The 20,613-nt window shown below is 68.9% G+C and carries 20 protein-coding genes; 18 read left to right on the forward strand and 2 right to left on the reverse strand.

Features of this window, described 5'->3' with window-relative positions:
- Positions 1 to 16: 16 nt before the first annotated feature.
- From argS to BLO63_RS03090, 13 genes are all read left to right on the forward strand, one after another.
- Positions 17 to 1,783 carry an arginine--tRNA ligase gene (gene argS, locus BLO63_RS03030; protein WP_091436608.1) on the forward strand — a complete coding sequence of 589 codons (1,767 nt, stop codon included), beginning with the start codon at positions 17 to 19 and terminating at the stop codon, positions 1,781 to 1,783.
- Positions 1,784 to 1,873: 90 nt separating this feature from the next.
- Positions 1,874 to 3,865, forward strand: coding sequence for an SPOR domain-containing protein (locus tag BLO63_RS03035; protein ID WP_091436610.1), 1,992 nt, complete (start codon positions 1,874 to 1,876; stop codon positions 3,863 to 3,865).
- A 14-nt stretch (positions 3,866 to 3,879) separates the two neighbouring features.
- Complete coding sequence (gene nagZ / locus BLO63_RS03040; protein ID WP_091436611.1) at positions 3,880 to 4,908, forward strand: beta-N-acetylhexosaminidase; 1,029 nt, start codon at positions 3,880 to 3,882, stop codon at positions 4,906 to 4,908.
- A 19-nt stretch (positions 4,909 to 4,927) separates the two neighbouring features.
- Positions 4,928 to 5,734 (forward strand): segregation and condensation protein A, encoded by an 807-nt coding sequence (locus tag BLO63_RS03045; protein WP_091436613.1) that lies wholly within the window; start codon positions 4,928 to 4,930, stop codon positions 5,732 to 5,734.
- Positions 5,731 to 6,450 (forward strand): SMC-Scp complex subunit ScpB, encoded by a 720-nt coding sequence (gene scpB / locus BLO63_RS03050; RefSeq protein WP_091436614.1) that lies wholly within the window; start codon positions 5,731 to 5,733, stop codon positions 6,448 to 6,450. Before BLO63_RS03045 ends, scpB begins: the two co-directional genes overlap by 4 nt.
- Positions 6,451 to 6,483: 33 nt before the next feature.
- Positions 6,484 to 7,563, forward strand: a complete 1,080-nt coding sequence (locus tag BLO63_RS03055; RefSeq protein ID WP_091436615.1) for an ABC transporter ATP-binding protein — start codon at positions 6,484 to 6,486, stop codon at positions 7,561 to 7,563.
- Positions 7,564 to 7,630: 67 nt separating this feature from the next.
- Positions 7,631 to 7,855: a twin-arginine translocase TatA/TatE family subunit gene (locus BLO63_RS03060; protein ID WP_018391241.1), complete on the forward strand. Its 225-nt coding sequence runs from the start codon at positions 7,631 to 7,633 to the stop codon at positions 7,853 to 7,855.
- 60 nt (positions 7,856 to 7,915) lie between these two features.
- Positions 7,916 to 8,836 (forward strand): Sec-independent protein translocase protein TatB, encoded by a 921-nt coding sequence (gene tatB, locus BLO63_RS03065; RefSeq protein WP_091436616.1) that lies wholly within the window; start codon positions 7,916 to 7,918, stop codon positions 8,834 to 8,836.
- A complete protein-coding gene (gene tatC, locus BLO63_RS03070) occupies positions 8,833 to 9,624 on the forward strand; it encodes a twin-arginine translocase subunit TatC (RefSeq protein ID WP_091436618.1) in 792 nt (263 codons plus the stop codon). Before tatB ends, tatC begins: the two co-directional genes overlap by 4 nt.
- Before the next feature lie 233 nt (positions 9,625 to 9,857).
- The gene (gene serS / locus BLO63_RS03075) at positions 9,858 to 11,294 is read left to right on the forward strand and encodes a serine--tRNA ligase (protein ID WP_091436619.1); all 1,437 of its coding nucleotides are present in this window, start codon (positions 9,858 to 9,860) and stop codon (positions 11,292 to 11,294) included.
- Between the two features lie 129 nt (positions 11,295 to 11,423).
- On the forward strand, positions 11,424 to 12,212 hold the full coding sequence (gene surE, locus BLO63_RS03080; RefSeq protein ID WP_091436621.1) for a 5'/3'-nucleotidase SurE: 789 nt from the start codon (positions 11,424 to 11,426) through the stop codon (positions 12,210 to 12,212).
- Between the two features lie 41 nt (positions 12,213 to 12,253).
- Positions 12,254 to 12,910: a protein-L-isoaspartate(D-aspartate) O-methyltransferase gene (locus BLO63_RS03085; protein WP_091436622.1), complete on the forward strand. Its 657-nt coding sequence runs from the start codon at positions 12,254 to 12,256 to the stop codon at positions 12,908 to 12,910.
- A gap of 183 nt (positions 12,911 to 13,093) precedes the next feature.
- Positions 13,094 to 14,257, forward strand: coding sequence for a M23 family metallopeptidase (locus BLO63_RS03090; RefSeq protein ID WP_091436624.1), 1,164 nt, complete (start codon positions 13,094 to 13,096; stop codon positions 14,255 to 14,257).
- 95 nt (positions 14,258 to 14,352) lie between these two features.
- On the opposite strand, the gene BLO63_RS03095 is transcribed toward BLO63_RS03090, so the two are convergent.
- Positions 14,353 to 15,249, reverse strand: a complete 897-nt coding sequence (locus BLO63_RS03095; protein ID WP_091436625.1) for an ATP-binding protein — start codon at positions 15,247 to 15,249, stop codon at positions 14,353 to 14,355.
- Positions 15,250 to 15,443: 194 nt separating this feature from the next.
- Between BLO63_RS03095 and yajC the strand changes: the two genes are divergently transcribed.
- Genes yajC through BLO63_RS03120 form a run of 5 tightly spaced genes read left to right on the forward strand, consistent with a single transcriptional unit; the run spans position 15,444 to position 19,737 of the window.
- Positions 15,444 to 15,785, forward strand: a complete 342-nt coding sequence (gene yajC, locus BLO63_RS03100) for a preprotein translocase subunit YajC (RefSeq protein WP_091436627.1) — start codon at positions 15,444 to 15,446, stop codon at positions 15,783 to 15,785.
- A gap of 49 nt (positions 15,786 to 15,834) precedes the next feature.
- Positions 15,835 to 17,433, forward strand: a complete 1,599-nt coding sequence (gene secD / locus BLO63_RS03105) for a protein translocase subunit SecD (RefSeq protein ID WP_091436629.1) — start codon at positions 15,835 to 15,837, stop codon at positions 17,431 to 17,433.
- Between the two features lie 17 nt (positions 17,434 to 17,450).
- A complete protein-coding gene (gene secF / locus BLO63_RS03110) occupies positions 17,451 to 18,416 on the forward strand; it encodes a protein translocase subunit SecF (RefSeq protein ID WP_091436631.1) in 966 nt (321 codons plus the stop codon).
- Positions 18,417 to 18,447: 31 nt separating this feature from the next.
- The gene (locus tag BLO63_RS03115) at positions 18,448 to 18,825 is read left to right on the forward strand and encodes an Mth938-like domain-containing protein (protein WP_091436632.1); all 378 of its coding nucleotides are present in this window, start codon (positions 18,448 to 18,450) and stop codon (positions 18,823 to 18,825) included.
- Positions 18,826 to 18,864: 39 nt separating this feature from the next.
- Positions 18,865 to 19,737 (forward strand): phytoene/squalene synthase family protein, encoded by an 873-nt coding sequence (locus BLO63_RS03120; RefSeq protein WP_091436684.1) that lies wholly within the window; start codon positions 18,865 to 18,867, stop codon positions 19,735 to 19,737.
- A 12-nt stretch (positions 19,738 to 19,749) separates the two neighbouring features.
- On the opposite strand, the gene kdsA is transcribed toward BLO63_RS03120, so the two are convergent.
- Entirely contained in the window at positions 19,750 to 20,598 is an 849-nt protein-coding gene (gene kdsA / locus BLO63_RS03125; RefSeq protein ID WP_091436686.1) for a 3-deoxy-8-phosphooctulonate synthase, read from the reverse strand.
- Between the last annotated feature and the right edge of the window lie 15 nt (positions 20,599 to 20,613).

A 20,613-nucleotide genomic window follows, 5' to 3' on the forward strand; every position in this document is an offset into this window, starting at 1 on the left:
CCGGGAGCTGATCCTCATGAACCTCTTCGCCCTCTTCGTCGATCACGTCCGCGACGCCCTCACCCAGCTCGCGAGCGAAGGGGTGGTGCCCCCGGGCGTTGATACGGCACGGGTGGTGGTGGAGCCGCCGCGCGACGCCAGCCATGGCGACCTCGCCACCAATGCGGCGATGGTGCTGGCCAAGGAGGCCGGCCTCAAGCCGCGCGATCTCGCCGAGAAGCTGGCCGCCAAGCTCGCGGCAGTGTCGGGCGTGGCGAAGGTGGATGTCGCCGGCCCCGGCTTCATCAATCTCACCCTTGACGGCTCATACTGGCCACAGGTGATCGCCGCCGTGCTGCGGCAGGGCCGCGACTTCGGCCGCTCGGATTCCGGCGGCGGCCAGCCGATCAATGTCGAATATGTCTCCGCCAACCCCACCGGCCCGATGCATGTCGGCCATTGCCGGGGCGCGGTGTTCGGCGACGCGCTGGCCAATCTGCTGGCATTCGCCGGCTGGAAGGTGACGCGCGAATATTACATCAACGATGCCGGGGCGCAGGTCGACGTGCTCGCCCGCTCCGCCTTCCTGCGCTATCGCGAGGCGCTGGGCGTGACGATCACCATTCCCGAGGGGCTGTATCCCGGCGACTATCTCATCCCTGTCGGCAAGGCGCTGGTGACGAAATATGGCCGCACGCTCCTCGACAAGCCGGAGGCGGAGTGGCTGCCGGCGGTGCGCGATGTCGCCATCGACGCGATGATGGCGATGATCCGTACTGATCTGGCGGCCCTGAACATCCATCACGAAGCGTTCTTCTCCGAGCGGACCCTGCACGCCCGCCCCGACGGAGCGCCGAGCACCATCGACCGCCTGCTCGACACGCTCCGGGCGCGCGACCTCGTCTATGAGGGGCGCCTCGCCCCGCCCAAGGGGCAGCCGGTGGAGGATTGGGAGGACCGCGAGCAGACCCTGTTCCGCGCCACCCAGTTCGGCGACGACGTCGACCGGCCGCTGATGAAATCGGACGGCGCCTATACCTATTTCGCCGCCGACATCGCCTATCACAAGGACAAGTTCGACCGCGGCTTCAAGCGGATGATCGACATCTGGGGCGCCGACCATGGCGGCTATGTCAAGCGCATGCAGGCGGCGGTGAAGGCCGCCTCGGACGGCGAGGCGAGCCTGGATGTCGAGCTGTGCCAGCTGGTGCGCCTGCTGCGCAATGGCGAGCCGGTGAAGATGTCCAAGCGCTCCGGCGATTTCGTCACCCTGCGCGACGTGGTCGACGAAGTCGGCCGCGACGCGGTGCGGTTCATGATGATCAACCGCAAGAACGACGCCGTGCTCGACTTTGATCTCGCCAAGGTGATCGAGCAGTCGCGCGAGAATCCGGTGTTCTATGTGCAGTACGCGCATGCAAGGGCCAGCTCGATCCTGCGCAATGCGCGGCAGGCGTTTCCGGACCTGCCAGAGGCAACGGTTGAGTTCGCCGGCGCGGCGCTGTCGCGGCTGGACGACGAAGGGGAACTCGGCCTTGCCCGGCTGATCGCCAACTATCCGCGCATGGTCGAGCAGGCGGCTTCGGCGCGTGAGCCTCATCGGGTGACATTCTATCTGTACGATCTCGCCAGTGCCTTGCACGGACAGTGGAGTCGCGGGAAGGATTCGCCTCATTTACGCTTCATTATCGAAGATGATCGAGAATTGACTTATGCGCGGCTGGCTTTGGTGCACGCCGTCGCGCTGATCATCGCTTCAGGACTTTCCATTCTTGGAGTCGATGCTCCCGAAGAAATGCGGTGAGCGCGTCGCGACGGTTCTTTCGACCTGCCGCTCCCGTGATGCCGCCCGGTGGGCGGTCCTCGTTTTGATCGTGGCGAACAGGTTCTGAAGATGGGCAATGAAAACATGCGTGATCGGCCGGAAAACACCGCCGAAGACCCGCTTGCCGAACTTGCGCGCCTGATGGCCCAGGAAGACGATTTCGCCGAGCTGCTTCGGCAGTCGCCACCTGCCCGCCAGCCCGCTACCCCGCCCATGGCGCCGCCGCCGACGCGCCCGCCGCTGACAGCCCGCCGTCCGGCGGAGGAGGGGCGCCCGGCGCCCGGCTCCTTCGCTGCGCTGGCGGCGGAAGTTTATGGCGAAGGCGTGCCCCGCACGGCGCCGATGTCGCGCACCGGTGCGGAGGACGCGGCCCGCGACACGCATCGCGAACCAGCCCGCGGCGAGCGCCCCGATCCCCGCGCCCCCTATGTTCCGCCGCGCCCGCAGGCCACCGATGCGGCACGCCGCATGCCGACGCCCCGCTCGGACGCCCCGCAGGGTGCCGCCCCGTCGCGCCCGCTGCCGCCCCGCACCGAGCCTCTTCGCACAGACGCCCCGCGCGCTGATTCCGTTCGTGCCGACGCGCCGCGCGCACCGGCGCCGCGGCCGCCGATGGCGCCGGCCGAACTGGCCCGCCAGGAAGCGCTGCGGCAGGAGGCAATGCGGCAGGAGGCTGTCCGGCTGGATTCCGCCCGGCAGGATCTGGCTCGTCAGGACCTCGCCCGCCAGGAAGCGGCGCGTCAGGAAGCGGCACGCCACGAGGCGATGCGCCGCGAAACGCTACGCCAGGACGCGGTACGTCAGGAGGCCGCCCGCCGTGAGGCGGCGGCCCGCGAGGCCGCGCGCGCCCCCGCCGCGCCAGTTGCCGCGCCGCCGGCCGTCGGCGACGAGGCGTCCGCCGATTCCCGCATCCCTGCCTGGATGACCCGGGCGACGGCCGCCGCGCGCGCCGTTGATGCCGATGTGCCGCCGGCTCCCGCCATGGCGCCGACAGCTGCTCCCGCCCCGAGCAGCCGGCCGGCGAGCGCGCCGGCCCCGCAGCCGGTCGATCTGGACGAGGACGCCTATGATTACGGTCGCTCGGCCGGCGACTACCCGCCGGACGAAGAGGGCTATGAGGATTACGCTGCCGAGGAAGAGGCGCCGAGGGGGTCCAACCGCAAACGCCTGCTGATGATCGGCGGGGCGGTGCTGGTGTTCATCGGCGCGGCGGCGCTCGGCTATGTCTTCGTCTCCGGCCCGTCGGGCTCCGGCGTGTCGGGCGCTCCGCCCGTCATTCGCGCCGATCAGGGGCCGAACAAGGTGGTTCCCAACCAGCCGGCAGCGGCGGAGCAGACCGCCGATGGCCAGAAGCTGATCTATGACCGCGTCGGCGGCGCCACCACCGGCAACGAGCAGGTTGTGTCGAGCGAGGAGCAGCCGGTCGACGTGTCGCAGGCGGCGCAGCCGCAGCCGCGCGTGATCCAGACGACGCCTTCGGGCGGCAGCGCCTCCTCGCAGGCCGGCGCCGCCGAGCCCAAGCGTGTGCGCACGCTCACCGTCCGCGCCGATGGGACCGTGGTGGAAATGCCGGCGCCGGCCGCGCCCTTGCCGCCCGGCGCGTCGGCGGGCAATCCTGTTGCGCTGAACCTCGGCACGGGCGGTGCGGTGCCGACCGCACCGACGCCGCTCTCGGCGACGCCCTCCATCGTCGAGAACATGCCCGCCGACCCGGCGCCGGCTCCTGTCGCGGCGGCCACGCCTGCGCCTGCCACCCCTCCCGTCGCGCCGGCGCCTGCTGCGTCCTCGGCCAGCACGGCGTCCGTGCCGGCGGGCGCCTATGTCGTGCAGATCGCCTCGGTCCGCTCCGAGGCGGAAGCGCAGGCGACGTGGCGCAGCGCCCAGGCCCGTTACGCGGACCTGCTGCGCAACCAGCCCTTCAGCGTGAAGCGGGCCGATCTCGGCGATCGCGGCATCTATTACCGCGCCCAGGTAGGCTCGTTCAGCTCGCGCGATGGCGCGGTCAGCCTGTGCGAGGCCCTGCGCGCCCAAGGCACGACCTGCATGGTCGCGCGGAACTGATACGCCGGACCGTCATGAACGCCTTCACCGCGCCGCGCGCCTTCATCACCGGCTGCGCTGCCACCTCGCTCACCCCCGACGAGACCGCCTTCCTGAAAGAGGCGGCCCCGTGGGGGCTGATCCTGTTCCGCCGCAACATCGAAAGCCCGGCGCAGGTGGCCGCGCTGGTCGCTGCCTTTCGGCAGGCGGTCGGCCGCGCCGATGCGCCGGTTCTGGTCGACCAGGAGGGCGGACGGGTGCAGCGGCTCGGCCCCCCACACTGGCCCGTCTATCCCCCCGCGGAGGTGTTCGCCCGCCGGGCTGAGGCCGGCGACTTGGACGGCGCGGCACAGGCCGCCCGGCTCGGCGCCCGGTTGATGGCGGCCGATCTCGCCGCGCTTGGCATCACGGTGGACTGCGTGCCCTGCGCCGACCTGCGCCTGCCGGAAGGCCACGGCATCATCGGCGACCGCGCCTATGGGGCGACGCCTTCGCAGGTCGCCCATCTTGCCCGCGCGGCGGCCGAAGGGCTGATGAGCGGCGGCGTGCTGCCGGTGCTCAAGCACATTCCCGGCCATGGCCGCGCCCGTGCCGACAGCCATGAAAGCCTGCCGATCGTGGAGACGTCGCGGGCCGAGCTCGAGGCCACCGATTTCGCCCCGTTCCGCCTTCTGGCCGACCTGCCGCTCGGCATGACCGCGCATGTCGTCTACGCCGCCATCGACCCCGACCGGCCGGCGACGACCTCGCTGAAGGTGATCGAGGAGATCATTCGCGGCCATATCGGCTTCGACGGCGCGCTAATGAGCGACGATCTGTCGATGGGCGCGCTCGCGGGTTCGCTCGCCCACCGCACCGAGGCGTCCTTCGCCGCCGGCTGCGACCTGGCGCTTCACTGCAATGGGCGGCTGGACGAGATGACGGAGGTCGCTTCCCGCAGCCCGGTACTGGCGGGCGAGGCGGCACGGCGCTGCGCGGCGGCGCTGGCACGGATCAAGCCACCGGAAGAAATTGCCCTTGGCGAGGCGCGGGCGCGTTTTTCGGCTATGATCGCGGCGTCCTGAACGTCGATCCCGGTCCCGCATGGTTCAAAGCCAGTTCACCTTCGATGCCGATGCCGCACGCCGGGCGGACGAACCTGCCTTGGTGGTGGATGTCGACGGCTTCGAGGGGCCGCTCGACCTGTTGCTGGCGCTGGCGCGCACGCAGAAGGTGGACCTGCACCGCATTTCCATCCTCCAGCTCGCCGAGCAATATCTGCTGTTCGTCGAGGAAGCGCGGCGCATCCGGCTGGAGCTGGCGGCCGATTATCTGGTGATGGCGGCGTGGCTGGCCTATCTGAAATCACGCCTGCTGCTGCCCGACCCGCCGAAGGAAGAGGGGCCGAGCGCCTCCGATCTCGCCGCCGATCTCGCCGAGCGCCTGCGCCGGCTGGAGCAGATCCGCGCCGCCGCCGCCCATCTCGCCACCCGCGACCGTATTGGCCACGAAGTGTTCCTGCGCGGCGCGCCGGAGCCGCTGCAGGCGGCAGGGCCGATCGTCTATGAGGCGACGCTGTACGACCTGCTCGCCGCCTATGGCGCGCAGCGCCAGAAGATGGCGCTTTCGCAGTTGCGCTTTCCCCCGCGCAACGTGATCTCGCTCGCCGAAGCGCGCGAGCGGCTGGAGCGCTTGATGGGCCGGCTGGCGCTGCACGGCGAATGGGCCCGGCTCGACGGCTTCCTGCTCAACTGGATCGCCGACCCGAAGATGCGGGCGACGGCGCTGGCCTCGGGCTTCTCGGCGACGCTGGAAATGGTGCGCGAGGGGCTGATCGACGTGCAGCAGGAAGAGAGCTTCGCGCCGATCTGGATCCGCAGCCGGCGTGACGTGCCGGGGGAGGGCGCATGAGCGCCGATGCCGCTCGCGTCGCGGGCCCCGGCCCGGAGATGGAAGAGGCCGCGCCTTCGCCCGGGCGCCACCCGGACTTGCGCCTGCTGGAGGCGATGCTGTTTGCCGCCGGCGAGCCGCTGGACGAGGCGACCATTGCCGCCCGGCTGCCGGAAGGCGCGGATGTGCGCGCGCTGCTCGCGGCGCTGTCGGCCGACTACGCTGATCGTGGGTTCAACCTGGTGCGGGCGGCCGGCAAATGGATGCTGCGCACCGCGCCCGATCTCGGATTCCTGCTCGCCCGCGACAAGCCCGAGCCTCGCCGGCTCTCGCGCGCCGCGCTGGAGACGCTCGCCATCATCGCCTATCACCAGCCGGTCACGCGCGCCGAGATTGAGGAAATCCGCGGCGTGTCGACCAATAAGGGCACGCTCGACGTGCTGCTGGCCGCCGGCTGGGTGCGGCTGCGCGGGCGCCGGCGCAGCCCCGGGCGGCCGGTCACCTACGGCACCACCGAAACCTTCCTTGTCCATTATGGGCTGGAGGCGATCCAGGACCTGCCGGGCCTCGACGAATTGCGCGGCACCGGGTTGATCGATTCGCGGGTCGCCGCCGGCCTGACCGTTCCGCTGCCGAGCGACGACCCGGACCTGAAGGACGACGAAGACCCGCTGGAGCCGGAATTCGAGCTGTCCTTCGCGTCCGAGCCGGACGGTGACGACGATCAGGACGGCTGAGAACCTCGCATGCTGACACAGACAGGAACCGACATGGCGTCCCAGCCCTCCCGCACGCCGGTCTCGCTCGCCAGCCGGCTGGTGATCGAGGATGTGCGCCACGGCTATGGCGAGGTGGAAGCGGTGCGGGGCGTCAGCCTCACCGTCGAGCCGGGCGAGATCATCTGCCTGCTCGGCCAGTCGGGTTGCGGCAAGACCACGCTGCTGCGGCTGATCGCCGGAATCGAGCGGCCGACGAGTGGGCGAATCCTGCTCGACACGCAGGTGGTGGCCGGCCCCGGCGCCTTCGTGCCGCCGGAAAAACGCGCCATCGGGCTGGTGTTCCAGGACTATGCGCTGTTCCCACACCTCACCAATGTCGAGAATGTCGCCTTCGGCCTGCGCCGTCTGGGACCGGCGGGGGCGCATGACGAGGCGATGCGGGCGCTTGAGCGGGTGCGTCTGGAGGCGTATGCGGAAAACTATCCACATGCTTTGTCGGGCGGTGAGCAGCAGCGTGTCGCGCTCGCCCGCGCGCTCGTGCCGCGCCCCGGCATTCTCCTTATGGACGAGCCGTTCTCCGGGCTCGACAGTCGACTGCGGGGCAGTGTGCGCAGCGAGACGCTGAAGGTGCTGCGCGATGCCCGCGCCACCTGCATCATCGTCACCCACGACCCGGAAGAAGCGCTGCGACTGGGCGACCGGATCGCGCTGATGCGCAAGGGAAAGCTCGTCCAGGTCGGGGCGCCGGAAGAACTCTACCGCCATCCCGCCGACATTGAAGTGGCGCGTTTCTTCTGCGAAATCAATGAGGTGGAAGGGGTGGTGAGCGGCGGCCGGGTGGACACGGCGCTCGGTCGCTTCAAGGCGCCCGGCCTTGCCGAGGGCACCCGGGCGATCGCCGCCATCCGCCCGCAGGGGATCGAGCTAAAGGCCCCCGGCTCGGGCGTGCCGGGACGAATCATCAACCACCGCTTCCTCGGCGAACTCGACCTCTATGAGGTCGCGGTGGAGGGGCTGGACCGGCCATTGGTCGCACGTCGCCGCACCACGGCCGGCCTATTGCGTGGGCATGACGTCGGAGTGAACATCGAGCCGGCGGAGGTTCTTGTCTTCGCCACGGGCCGGCCCTAGTGTCCGGTTTCAATTGCGATGCGCGGCCGCGAGGGGCCGGCGGCGCTTCGGACAAGGGAGTTTTGTGATGGGTTCGTTGAGCATCTGGCACTGGATCATCGTGCTGGTGGTCGTGCTCCTCCTCTTCGGTCGCGGCAAGCTGTCCGAGCTGATGGGCGATGCCGCCAAGGGCATCAAGGCGTTCAAGAAGGGCATGGCCGACGACGAGGATACGGCGGCGAAGCCGGGCGAGCCGGCGCGTTCGCTCGATCACCAGCCGAAGGTGGAAGCCGAGCAGACCAAGGTCAGCTGATTTCCGGCCTCACGGCTTTTCGATCGGGGAGGGTCGCGCCTCAGCGACCCCGCGTAATGTATGCTTGATATCGGCTGGACGGAATTTCTCGTCATCGGCGTGGTCGCCCTCGTGGTGATCGGCCCGAAGGAGCTGCCGCGCGTGCTGCGCTCGATGGGGCAGGGCGTGCGCAAGCTGCGCCATATGGCGGGCGAGTTTCAGGGGCAGTTCAACGAGGCGCTGCGCGAGGCCGAGCTGTCCGACCTCAAGGACAGCGTGAGCGGGCTGCGCAGCGACCTGTCCGGCCTGGCGAGCAATGCCCGCGAGACCATCTCCAAGGCGCTGCCGACCAACCCGCTGCCGACCAACCCGCTGCAGGATATCGAAGCCGATCTGAAGGCCCCGACCGGCAGCGTCGAGGCGGGCACCGGCCTGCCGCCGGCCGAGACGGCGGAGGCCGCGCTGCCGCCGCCTGGCGATCTGGAGCCGCACCCGTTCGAGACGGTGGAGGACGAGGTTCGCAGCGCCACTGCCGGGCTTGAAGCGACGGCCCCGGCTACTGCCGCGACGCCCTCGCCCGCCGCGCCCGACTCTGCCGCCCCCCGGCCGCAGACGGCAGCCGCCCCTGCGGAGGCTGCCAAGCCCGCCGACACTCCCAAGCCCGCCGACGCGATCAAGCCCGTCGACGCGATCAAGCCCGTCGAAACGATCAAGCCGGGCGCGCCCGATGCCGCCGTCACGCCGGCCGCGAAGCCGAAGCGGGTGCGGGCCGTCGCTGCGGCCGACACGCCGTCGGCCGAGGCGCCAAAGCCCGCTCCCCGCCGCGCGGCGCGCAAGCCTGCGGCGGCAGCGGAAGCGGCCGAGCCGGAACTGTTCGAGGCGGTCGCCTCGCTGGATCAGGGCGCGCCTGCCGAGCGCGCCGCCAAGCCAGCCGCTAAACGGGCCACCAAGCCGCGCGTCAAGGCCAAGCCGGCCTCCGGCAATGAAGGGCCGGCCACATGAGCCAGGATGAAATCGACGCCTCGAAGGCGCCGCTGATCGAGCACCTGATCGAGCTGCGCTCGCGGCTCATCAAGTCGCTGATCGCGTTCTTCATCGCCTTCTTCGCCTGCTTCATGCTGGGCAAGTTCATCTACAACATCCTGCTCTGGCCCTATGAGTTCGCGGCCGGCGGCACCGAGCATGTGAAGCTCATCTACACCGCGCCGCAGGAATTCCTGTTCACCCAGATCAAGCTCGGCATGTTCGGGGCGGCGTTCATCTCCTTCCCGATCGTGGCGACGCAGATCTATATGTTCGTCGCGCCGGGGCTCTACAGCCACGAGAAGAACGCCTTCCGCCCCTATCTGGTGGCGACGCCGGTGTGCTTCCTGATCGGGGCGGCCTTCGTCTATTTCGTCGCCATGCCGCTGGCGATGACCTATTTCCTCTCCATGCAGCAGCTGGCCGGGCCGGGTACGCCCGAGATTTCCATGCTGCCGCAGGTCAGCGAGTATCTGTCGCTGATCATGACGCTGATCTTCGCCTTCGGCATCTGCTTCCAGCTGCCGGTCATTCTCACCCTTCTGGCGCAGATCGGGGTGGTGACGTCTGACCAGCTGAAGAAGGCGCGGCGCTACGCCATTGTCGGCGTGTTCGTCGCTGCGGCGGTGCTGACCCCGCCCGACGTGGTTAGCCAGTTCGCCCTCGCCATCCCGACGCTGCTTCTCTACGAGGTCTCGGTCCTGCTGGTGCGCATGGTCGAGAAGAAGAAGCGCGCGGCGGAAGCCGCCGCCGACGCCGCCGTCTGAGGCGGCGGAGGCGTCATCCCGGAGCGGCCGGCAGGCCGTATCCGGGATCGTGTGACATACAGGCGGACGATCCCGGCTCTCGCTTTGCTCGGCCGGGATGACATCCGTGTGTGATGGCCAATCGTCCGCACGCGCTTTAACAGGCGCCGCACTTGTCCCCGCCTTCCTGATTGGCTACGTCCCTGCAGTCCCGGCGCGAGGCCGGGAGCGGCGCGTTTGAAGGCGAGACTGCCATGCACGACATCAAGTGGATCCGCGAGGAGCCCAATGGGCTCATCAACGCGCTGGTGCGGCGCGGGACGTCCTCGGAGGAGGCGACGGCGCTGGTCGACGGGCTGATCGCCCTCGACGAGACCCGCCGCGCCGGCATCGCCGAGCTGGAAGTGTTGCAAGCCCGCCGCAACGCCGCCTCGAAGGAGATCGGCGCCGCCAAGAAAGCGGGCGAGAACGACCGGGCCGAGGCGCTGATGGCCGAGGTCGGGGCGCTGAAGACGGACATTCCCGCGCTGGAAGAGCAGGTGAAGGCGGCCGAAGGCGAGCTGCACAACCGCCTCGCCGCCATTCCCAACGTGCCGCTGCCCGAGGTGCCGGAAGGCGCCGACGAGCACGGCAATGTTGAGATCGCGCTGGTCGGCCAGAAGATCGGCTTTCCCTTTGTCGCCAAGCAGCATTTCGAGATCGGCGAAGGCCTCGGCCAGATGGATTTCGAGGCCGCCGCCAAGCTGTCCGGCGCCCGCTTCGTGGTGCTGAAGAACAAGCTGGCGCGTCTGGAACGCGCTATCGGCCAGTTCTTCATCGACACCCACACCGAAGAACACGGCTACACGGAAGTCGCGCCGCCCATTCTGGTGAACGACGCCGCCATGTTCGGCACGGCGCAGCTGCCGAAGTTTCGGGATGATCAGTTCACGGCGATACGTCAGACGTCGCTTCAAGAACAGGTCAAGGTGGGCCTAGAGCGCGCTGAAGCTCGGCTCCATGATCAAGGCATTACGGGAGTTGCGTTCCGTCAGGCTTTTGACGGCTACTTCCTTGAGGAGGCGAACAAGGCTCAAACGGATGCGCTCTGGCTCATCCCCACCGCCGAAGTTCCGCTGACCAATCTCGTCGCCCAGTCCATCCTGTCCGAGGAAGAGCTGCCGCTGCGCTTCACCGCGCTCACCCCCTGCTTCCGCGCCGAGGCGGGGTCGGCGGGGCGCGATACGCGCGGTATGATCCGCCAGCACCAGTTCAACAAGGTGGAGATGGTCTCCATCACCACGCCGGAACAGTCGGGCGACGAGCATGAGCGCATGCTCGCCTGCGCGCAGGCGGTGCTGAAGAAGCTCGGCCTGCATTTCCGGGTGGTGACGCTCTGCACCGGCGACATGGGCTTCGCCTCGGCCAAGACCTATGACATCGAGGTCTGGCTGCCGGGGCAGAACGCCTTCCGCGAGATTTCCTCCTGCTCCACCTGCACCGATTTCCAGGCGCGGCGGATGAATGCGCGCTACCGCCCGGCGGGCGCCAAGGCGCCGCGCTACCTGCACACGCTCAACGGTTCGGGCGTCGCGGTCGGCCGCGCGATGGTGGCGATCCTGGAGAACTACCAGAACGCGGACGGCTCGGTCACGGTGCCTGACGTGCTGGTGCCCTATATGGGCGGGCTGACGCGGATCGAGAAGAACTGACGCGGCCCGGTGGCGTCATCCCGGACGCGCCGCCGGCGCGATCCGGGACCGCGTGAAGTCGGAGAGCGATCCCGGCTCTGCGGCTTCGCCTCCGGCCGGGATGACGTTGTATGAAAGGCGAGGGCCGAGATGCGTATTCTGGTGACGAATGACGACGGCATCCACGCGCCGGGGTTGGAGGCCTGCGCCCGCATCGCCCGGGCGCTCTCCGACGATGTGTGGGTGGTGGCCCCGGAAACCGACCAGTCCGGCGTCTCGCATTCGCTCTCGCTGTCCGACCCGCTGCGGCTGCGGCAGGTGGAGGAAAAGCGCTTCGCCCTGAAGGGCACGCCCACCGATTGCGTCATCATGGCGGTGCGGCACATCCTCGCCGACCACAAGCCCGACCTCGTGCTGTCCGGTGTCAATCGCGGCCAGAACGTCGCCGAGGATGTCGGCTATTCCGGCACGGTGGCCGGCGCCATGGAAGGCACGGTGCTCGGCATCCCCTCGGTGGCGCTGTCGCAGGCCTATGGCTTCGAGACCAAGAAGGCCCCGCCCTATGATGTCGCCGAGCACTGGGGCCCGCAGGTGATCCGCACCCTGCTGGAGGAGGGCATTCCGCCCGGCATCGTTGTCAATGTGAACTTCCCCAACCGCCCGGTGCACGAGGTGCGCGGCATCGCCGTGACGGCGCAGGGCCGGCGCGACCAGGACCTCTTGCGCATCGACGGGCGGGCCGACGGGCGCGGAAATCCCTATTACTGGATCGCCTTCGAGAAGCGTATCTTCGAGACGGTGAACGGTTCGGACCTGCATGCGCTCGACGAGGGCTGCATCTCCGTCACGCCGCTGCGTCTCGACATGACCGACGAGCCGATGATGACCCGGCTTGCCCAGGTTTTCGCGAAGCCTGTTGTCGCACACACGCCGCGCTGAGGCATGGGCCCGCCGTTCCGGACAGGGCAGGGAGGTCGCCGGTGAGCGGCGCCGAGAAGAGCGAGGATCTGCAGCGCGCCGAGCTGCTGCTGGCGCTGCGCAAGCGCGGGCTGCGCGAGCGGCAGGTGATGCGCGCCATGGAGCAGGTGCCGCGCGAGCGCTTCGTCGAGCCGGCCTTCCGTCCCATAGCCTGGCAGGATCTCGCTCTGCCGATCGATTGTGGCCAGACCATCAGCCAGCCGACCGTGGTGGCGCTGATGACCGAGGCGCTGGAACTCGGCCCCTCGCACAGCGTACTGGAGGTGGGCACCGGCTCGGGCTACCAGACCGCCATCCTCGCCAATATCGCCGGCCATGTGGTGACTCTGGAGCGCTTCCGCACGCTGGCGGAGTCCGCCGCGCGCCGGCTCGCCTCGCTGGGCATCGCCAATGTCGAGGTGCTGGTCGCCGACGGGCGGGAGGGCGCTCCCCAGCGCGCGCCGTTCGATCGCATCATCCTCACTGCTGCGGTGGAGGAGGTGCCGCCGGCGCTGTTCGAGCAGTTGGCCATGGGCGGCATTCTCGTCGCCCCGGTCGGCCCGCCCGACGGCACGCAGTTTCTCATGCGCTACCGGCGCGGATTGCAGGGGCTGGAGACGCGCGAACTCGGGCTGGTACGGTTCGTGCCGATGCTGCCCGGTGTCGCGGTAGTGCTCTGAGAATGCCGGGAATCCGCCATTTTTCCTGACGTGTCGGGTTCGGCTTAAGCGGCTGTTTACCTGTACGACGCATTAATCTCCCCGAGTCCAGCGTTCGGGTGGGGTGCGATGCGTAAATTTCTGACAGCGTCCGGTAACGGTCCCCTCATGCGGATTTCCTTCGTCGTCCTGACGGCGGGAGGAATGGCCGCGTGCAGTGCTGATTCCGCCCGGTTCAGCAGCAATCCCAACTCAAATCCCTTTGCGTCATCGCCGACCTATACCGGCTCGGTGGCCGCCGCCCCGACGGGCGCGGTGCAGAGCGCGCCGATGGCGGGCTCGTCGACGGGTGGCGTGCCTCTGGCGCCGATCGGCCAGCCGGTGGCCCAGGCCGCGCCCGCCCCCTACGGTGCCCCGGCTCCTTATGGCGCCCCCGCCCCCTATGGCACGCCGGTGGCGAACGCCCCCTATGGCGCCCCGACCCAGCTTTCCGCTGCCCCGACCTATGTGCCGCCGGCGGCCGCGCCGCAGCCGGCCTATGGTGGCACGCAGCCGCTCTATGGCAGCCAGCCGCAGCCGCTGCAGGCGCCGGTGGCCGCCGCCCCGGTACGCACGCCCGCCCCGCAGGTTGCGGCCAGCGGCGGTTCGCATGTGGTTGCGCCGGGCGAGACGCTGAGCTCGATCGCCCGCAATTACGGCCTGACGCGCACCGAGCTGGCCAATGCCAACGGCATCGACTTCAACACCATGGTGCGGATCGGCCAGAAGCTGACCATTCCGGGCGCCTCGGGCGGGGCGGTGATCGCCGCCGCGCCGAAGCCCGCCGCCACGCCGGCAACGCCGAAGCCGACGCCTGTTGTCGCCACCGCGCCCGCGAAGCCCGCTGTCGCGCCGGTCGCCCAGGCGTCGGCCGGGCCGAAGCCGCAGACCATCGCCGCCGTCAAGCCGTCCGAGACGCCGGACGAGATCCGCACCGCCACGGCGGCCGGTCCGCAGTTCCGCTGGCCGGTGCGCGGCCGCGTTATCTCCGGCTTCGGGCCCAAGCCCGGTGGCCAGCAGAATGAGGGTATCAACATCTCGGTGCCGGAAGGCACTGCGGTGAAGGCGGCCGAGGACGGCGTCGTCGCCTATGCCGGCAGCGAGCTGAAGGGCTATGGCAATCTCGTCCTCATCAAGCACGCCGATGGCTGGGTCACGGCCTATGCCAATAACAGCGCGCTGGAAGTGAAGAAGGGCGACACCGTCAAGCGCGGCCAGGTGATCGCCAAGGCCGGCCAGACCGGCAATGTCACCTCGCCGCAGCTGCATTTCGAGATCCGCAAGGGCTCGCAGCCGGTCGACCCCTCGCAATATCTCGCCGGTCTCTGACCGCCGCATTCCCCTCGGGCGGACTCAATGCCCCTGCGGCGGAGCGATGCGCTCCGCCTCATCCATCCGGCGCGACGCTAGGACCTTGGCGCCGGTCAGCGCGGGGCGGCCGGCGGTTCGGACAAGGACACGCCCAGCCGCCCCGCGACATCCTGCACATATTGCCACGCCGTCCGGCCCGAACGCGCCCCGCGCGTGGTCGACCATTCCAGCGCTTCCTGCCGCAGCGTGTCCGGCGCAATGGGGATGGCGAAATGGGCGACGTAGCTGTCGATCATCGCGAGATAATCGTCCTGGCTGCATTTGTGGAAGCCGAGCCACAGGCCGAAGCGGTCGGAGAGCGAGACTTTTTCCTCCACCGCTTCGCCGGGATTGATCGCGGTCGAGCGCTCATTCTCCACCATCTCGCGCGCCAATATGTGGCGCCGGTTGGAGGTGGCGTAGAAGATCACATTCTCCGGGCGCCCCTCGATGCCGCCTTCCAGCACCGCCTTCAGCGATTTGTACGAGGTGTCGTCGGCGTCGAAGGACAGGTCGTCGCAGAAGATGACGAATCGGAACGGCGCCGGCCGCACCAGGCTCATCAGCGCCGGCAATGTCTCGATGTCCTCGCGGTGAATTTCCACCAGCTTGAGCGGCGGCTTGCCCTCGCGCGCCATCTCGGCGTTGACCGCGGCGTGAGCCGCCTTGACCAGCGAGCTCTTGCCCATGCCGCGCGCGCCCCACAGCAGGGCGTTGTTGGCCGGCAGGTCGCGGGCGAAGCGCAGCGTGTTGTCCATCAGCAGGTCGCGGGTGCGCTCGATTCCCTTGAGAAGCTCCATCTCGACCCGGCTGACTCGCGGCACCGCTTCAAGCCGGCGCTCGTCGGCGTGCCAGATGAAGGCGTCGGCCTGGGTGAAGTCGGCGGTGGCGGCGCGGGCGGGGGCAAGGCGTTCGAGCGCCTCGGCGATGCGGGTGAGAACGACGCCGAGATCGGCCGGTGTGTGGGTCATGATGGGCTCCTCCGCCTGCGGGAATAGCCATTGCGCCGGCGCACGACAAGCAGAACCGTAACGTCTGGTACGCCATAGCGCGCCTGTGACCCCGCTGCGGCCGACGGCGTTTGCATTCGGCGGGAGCGTCAGTATAGTCCGCGCCGCTTCGCCGGGCCTTTCGCCCGCCTTCGATCGACGGACAAGGAACCGACATGTTGATTACGCCCGCCTATGCGCAGGCCGCCCCCATGGGCGGCGGTACCGACATGCTGATGTCGCTGCTGCCTTTCGTGCTGATCTTCGTGATCATGTATTTCCTGATTCTGCGCCCGCAGCAGAAGAAGGTGAAGGCGCACCAGGAAATGGTGAAGAGCGTTCGTCGCGGCGACACCGTCGTCACCACGGGCGGGCTGATCGGCAAGGTCTCGCGGGTGATCGACGACAGCGAGATCGAGCTGCAGGTGTCGGAGGGCGTGAAGATCCGCCAGCTGCGCGGCATGATCTCCGAGGTTCGCGCCAAGGGCGAGCCGGCCAAGGAAGATACCGAGTCCTGAGCGCTGACCTCTTGCGGCCGTAACCGCTCGGGCGGCCGGAAGGAACCCCATGCTTTACTTCTCGAAATGGAAGGCGTTCGCGATCCTGGCGGTCTCGGCCATCATCTGCTTGATGGCCGTGCCCAGCCTGCTGTCGCAATCCGCCTATGACAGCCTGCCCAGCTTCCTCCAGCGCAAGATCGTGCTGGGCCTCGACCTTCAGGGCGGGTCCTACATCGTCCTGCAGGTCGACGCCCAGTCGGTGCGCAAGATCCGCCTAGAGCAACTGCGCGACGACGCGCGCCGCGTCCTGCGCGATGCCAAAATCGGCTATACCGGCCTTGCCATCCAGGGCGAGGCGGTCGAGGTGCGGATCCGCGAGGGTCAGGATGTCGAGGCGGCGCTGACCCAGCTGCGCACGCTGGCGCTGCCGATCGGCGGCGCGATGGCGACCGCCGGACAGCTCGACACCGATGTCTCGCGCGATGGCAACACCATCGAGCTGGCACCGACCTCGGCCGGCGTCCAGGCTCGCACCATCCAGGCGGTGTCGCAGTCGATCGAGATCATCCGCAAGCGCATCGATCAGCTCGGCACCACCGAGCCCTCGATCCAGCGCCAGGGCGCCGACCGCATCCAGGTGCAGGTGCCGGGCCTGCAGGACCCCTCGCGGCTGAAGGCCCTGCTCGGCCAGACCGCGCAGCTGACCTTCCGCCTCGTCGACAACACGATGAGCCCGCAGCAGGCGCTGCAGGGCCGCGCCCCGGCCGGGACGGAAGTCCTCACCTCGCAGGACAACCCGCCGGTTCCCTATCTGATCGAGCAGCGCGTGCTGGTCGCCGGCGAGGACCTCACCGACGCGCAGCCGGGTTTCGACCCAACGACGCGCGAGCCGGTCGTCACCTTCCGCTTCAACACCAATGGCGCCCGCCGCTTCGCCGAGGCGACGCAGGCCAATGTCGGGCGGCCCTTCGCCATCATCCTCGACAACCGCGTTATCTCCGCGCCGGTGATCCGCGAGCCGATCCTCGGTGGCTCCGGCCAGATCAGCGGCAATTTCACCGTGCAGGAAGCGAACGACCTCGCCATCCTGCTGCGCGCCGGCGCCCTGCCGGTGCCGCTCCAGGTGGTGGAGGAGCGCACGGTCGGTCCGGGCCTCGGCGCGGATTCGATCCGGGCCGGCCTCATCGCCTCCATCGTCGGTGCGACGCTGGTCGCGCTGTTCATGGTGGCGACCTATGGCCTGTTCGGCGTCATCGCCAACATCGCGGTCGCGATCAATGTCGGTATGATCTTCGGCGTGCTGGCCATGCTCGGGGCGACGCTGACCCTGCCCGGCATTGCCGGCGTGGTGCTCACCGTGGGCATCGCGGTGGATTCCAACGTGCTGATCTATGAGCGCATCCGCGAGGAGGCGAGGGCGGGGCGTTCGGCGATTTCGGCCATTGATGCCGGCTTCTCCCGCGCGCTGGCGACCATCCTCGATTCGAACATCACCACCTTCATCGCGGCGGCGGTGCTGTTCTATGTCGGCTCCGGCCCGGTGCGTGGCTTCGCCATCACCTTCGGCATCGGCATCATGACCACCGTCTTCACCGCCTTCACGCTGACCCGCCTTATGGTGGCGCTGTGGGTGCGCTGGCAGCGCCCCCAGCGCGTGCCGATCTAAGAAAGGCGAGCATTTCCATGCGTCTGCTCCGCATCGTTCCGGACGACACGACTTTCGACTTCATCCGCTTCCGGCGGATCAGTTTCCCGATCTCGGCCCTGCTGTCGATCGTGGCGCTGGTGGCGTTCTTCACCATGGGTCTGAACTTCGGCATCGACTTCAAGGGCGGCACGCTGCTTGAAGTGCGCTACGCCAACAACACGCTGAACATCGCCGATGTCCGCTCGCGCCTGGAGACGCTCGATCTGGGCGAGGTGCAAATCCAGGAGATCGGCGGCGATGGCGAGGTGCTGATCCGCGTCGCCCAGCAGCCGGGCGGCGAGCAGGCGCAGCAGGTGGTGGTCGGCAAGGTGCGGGCCGCTCTCGGCGAGGGGGTCGAGTATCGCCGCATCGAGGTGGTGGGCCCGCGCGTGTCGCAGGAACTGCTCAGCTACGGCATTGTCGGGCTGATGATGGCGGTGTTCTGCATCCTCATCTATCTGTGGTTCCGCTTCGAGTGGCAGTTCGCGCTCGGCGCCTCGATCGCCAATTTCCACGACATCGTGCTCACCATCGGGTTCATGGCGATCTTCCAGATCGACTTCGACCTGACCAGCGTCGCCGCCCTGCTCACCATTCTGGGCTACTCGCTGAACGACACCATCGTCATCTATGACCGCATCCGCGAAATGCTGCGGCGCTACAAGAAGATGCCGACGGAAGAGCTGCTCAACGCCTCGATCAACTCCACCCTGTCGCGCTCGGTCATCACCCATGTGACGGTGACGCTGGCGCTGCTGGCGCTGGTGCTTTTCGGCGGCCGGGCGATCCACTCCTTCTCGGTGACGATGATGTTCGGCGTGGTGCTGGTCGGCACCTACACCTCCATCTTCATCGCCTCGCCGCTGCTGATCTATCTCGGCGTCTCGACCCGGGCGATGGCGGAGAAGGCGGAGAAGGAAGCCAAGAGCGGCCACGCCAAGGCGGAACGCCTCGCGCCGTGAGCGCGGGCGGACCTAAGCGGGGGATGGGCTGATGGCGACGCCCGATGCCCATCTGCCCTACCAGGTGCCGATCGACGGCTATGGCCGGGGCGCGTTCCACTTCGCCGGCATGGCGTCGGCGGGCTCGATCCTGGCGCTGCCGTCCGGCATCCACGCCTGGGCGCCGCGTGTGCCTGATGAGATCGATGCGGACGCGCTGGCGCGCGTTCTCGCCGAGGCCGCCGGCATCGAACTCCTGCTGATCGGCACCGGGGTGGACCCCTGGCCGCTTCCCGATGCCCTGCGCTGGCAACTGCGCGATGCCGGTCTTTCGGTCGATACCCTGCCTACACGCTCGGCCGCCTCGACCTATAATGTGCTTCTGGCGGAAGGCCGTGCGGTTGCCGCCGCGCTCCTCGCGCTGCCCTGAGCCACCGCGCCGTCCCTCGCCAATTTCCGGACCGAAGACATGAGCCGGCCGAGCCTGACCACGGACACGGACTATTGCGCGGCGCTGGTGCGCGATCTCGACCGCGACCGCTATGTCGCCGACCTCTTCGCGCCGGCCGAGCGGCGTGGCGCGCTGTTCGCGCTCCATGCCTTCAATGTCGAGGTCTCGCGGGTGCGCGAGGCGATCACCAACCCGCTGGCCGGGGAGGTGCGCCTGCACTGGTGGCGCGAGGCGCTGGCCGGCGGGGCGCGCGGCGATGTGCAGGCCAACCCGGTGGCGGCGGCGCTGCTCGCGGCGATCGAAACACACCGCCTGCCGCGCGCGAGCCTGGAGGCGCTGCTGGAGGCCCGGCAGTTCGACCTCTATGACGACCCGATGCCGACGGTGAACGATCTCGAAGGCTATGCCGGCGAAACCTCCTCGGCCCTGATCCGCCTTGCCGCGCTGGTGCTGGCGCCGGCGGCAGGCGCGGCCTCCGCCGAGGCGGCCGGCCATGCCGGGGTGGCCTATGCGGTGACGGGGCTGCTGCGGGCCTTTCCGGTGCATGCGCGGCGCGGCCAGTGCTATCTGCCGCTCGATCTGCTGACCGCGCACGGGCTGACGCGCGAGGATGCCGTGTCGGGGCAGGTGAGTCCGGCGCTTCATCAGGTACTGAGCGCGCTGCGGGCGCTGGCGCGCCGGCACCATCAAGCCGCGATGAAGGCGCTGGCCGGCGTCGACCCGGCCGAATTGCCGGCCTTCCTGCCGCTAACGTTGGTGCCGGGCGATCTTGATCGCATGGAACGCCCGCACGATCCGTTCATGGCCGTCCCGGCGGCGCCCGCGCTCTCCCGCCTGTGGCGGCTCTGGCGCGGCGCCGCGGCGCTCAGGAAGGCCGTGAAGGCCCCCTGACGCGGCGTTGGCTCAAGCGGCACGGTCCTTGGCGATGCGGTCGAACGCCTGGAGGCGGGCGACAAGGGCCTCGAACTGGTTCAGCGGCACCATGTTGGGGCCGTCGGACGGCGCCTTGTCCGGATCGGGATGGGTCTCGATGAACACGCCGGCGACGCCGACCGCCACCGCCGCCCGCGCCAGCACCGGCACGAATTCGCGCTGACCGCCGGAGGAGGTGCCCTGCCCGCCGGGCTGCTGCACCGAATGGGTGGCGTCGAAAATGACCGGGGCGCCTGTGGTCTCGGCCATGATCGGCAGCGCCCGCATGTCGGTAACGAGGGTGTTGTAGCCGAAGGACACGCCGCGCTCGGTCACGAGCACGTTCGGATTGCCGCCCTCGATGAGCTTGGCGACGACGTTCTTCATGTCCCAGGGCGCCAGGAACTGCCCCTTCTTCACATTGACCACCCGGCCGGTGGCGGCGGCGGCGATGAGCAGGTCGGTCTGGCGGCAGAGAAAGGCGGGAATCTGCAGGACGTCGACCACTTCGCCGACCGGCGCGCACTGGTCGTTCTCATGCACGTCGGTCAGCACCGGCATGCCGTAGCGCTCGCGAATCTCGGCGAAGACCGGCAGGGCGGCGGAAAGGCCCATGCCGCGCGCGCCCTTGATCGAGGTGCGATTCGCCTTGTCGAACGAGGCCTTGAACACCACGCCGACATTGAGCCGGGTGGCGATCTCCTTGATCGCGGCGGCGCATTCGAGCGCGTGGTCGCGGCTCTCCATCTGGCAGGGGCCGGCGATCAGCGCCAGCGGCAGGTCATTGCCGAAGCGCACATCGCCGATGGAAACCACGGAATTGGCGCCTGAGCCGCTCATGAGATGTTCCTCGGG

Source organism: Ancylobacter rudongensis (assembly GCF_900100155.1).
Classification (GTDB): Bacteria; Pseudomonadota; Alphaproteobacteria; order Rhizobiales; family Xanthobacteraceae; genus Ancylobacter; species Ancylobacter rudongensis.

Coding starts and splice junctions, on each gene's coding strand:
- surE (WP_091436621.1), top strand. CDS start 11,424: ATGCGTATTCTGGTGACGAATGACGACGGCATCCACGCGCCGGGGTTG.
- serS (WP_091436619.1), top strand. CDS start 9,858: ATGCACGACATCAAGTGGATCCGCGAGGAGCCCAATGGGCTCATCAAC.
- BLO63_RS03115 (WP_091436632.1), top strand. CDS start 18,448: ATGGCGACGCCCGATGCCCATCTGCCCTACCAGGTGCCGATCGACGGC.
- tatB (WP_091436616.1), top strand. CDS start 7,916: ATGCTTGATATCGGCTGGACGGAATTTCTCGTCATCGGCGTGGTCGCC.
- BLO63_RS03055 (WP_091436615.1), top strand. CDS start 6,484: ATGGCGTCCCAGCCCTCCCGCACGCCGGTCTCGCTCGCCAGCCGGCTG.
- BLO63_RS03090 (WP_091436624.1), top strand. CDS start 13,094: ATGGCCGCGTGCAGTGCTGATTCCGCCCGGTTCAGCAGCAATCCCAAC.
- scpB (WP_091436614.1), top strand. CDS start 5,731: ATGAGCGCCGATGCCGCTCGCGTCGCGGGCCCCGGCCCGGAGATGGAA.
- BLO63_RS03035 (WP_091436610.1), top strand. CDS start 1,874: ATGGGCAATGAAAACATGCGTGATCGGCCGGAAAACACCGCCGAAGAC.
- secF (WP_091436631.1), top strand. CDS start 17,451: ATGCGTCTGCTCCGCATCGTTCCGGACGACACGACTTTCGACTTCATC.
- BLO63_RS03045 (WP_091436613.1), top strand. CDS start 4,928: ATGGTTCAAAGCCAGTTCACCTTCGATGCCGATGCCGCACGCCGGGCG.
- BLO63_RS03120 (WP_091436684.1), top strand. CDS start 18,865: ATGAGCCGGCCGAGCCTGACCACGGACACGGACTATTGCGCGGCGCTG.
- secD (WP_091436629.1), top strand. CDS start 15,835: ATGCTTTACTTCTCGAAATGGAAGGCGTTCGCGATCCTGGCGGTCTCG.
- BLO63_RS03095 (WP_091436625.1), bottom strand. CDS start 15,249: ATGACCCACACACCGGCCGATCTCGGCGTCGTTCTCACCCGCATCGCC.
- argS (WP_091436608.1), top strand. CDS start 17: ATGAACCTCTTCGCCCTCTTCGTCGATCACGTCCGCGACGCCCTCACC.
- BLO63_RS03060 (WP_018391241.1), top strand. CDS start 7,631: ATGGGTTCGTTGAGCATCTGGCACTGGATCATCGTGCTGGTGGTCGTG.
- tatC (WP_091436618.1), top strand. CDS start 8,833: ATGAGCCAGGATGAAATCGACGCCTCGAAGGCGCCGCTGATCGAGCAC.
- nagZ (WP_091436611.1), top strand. CDS start 3,880: ATGAACGCCTTCACCGCGCCGCGCGCCTTCATCACCGGCTGCGCTGCC.
- yajC (WP_091436627.1), top strand. CDS start 15,444: ATGTTGATTACGCCCGCCTATGCGCAGGCCGCCCCCATGGGCGGCGGT.
- kdsA (WP_091436686.1), bottom strand. CDS start 20,598: ATGAGCGGCTCAGGCGCCAATTCCGTGGTTTCCATCGGCGATGTGCGC.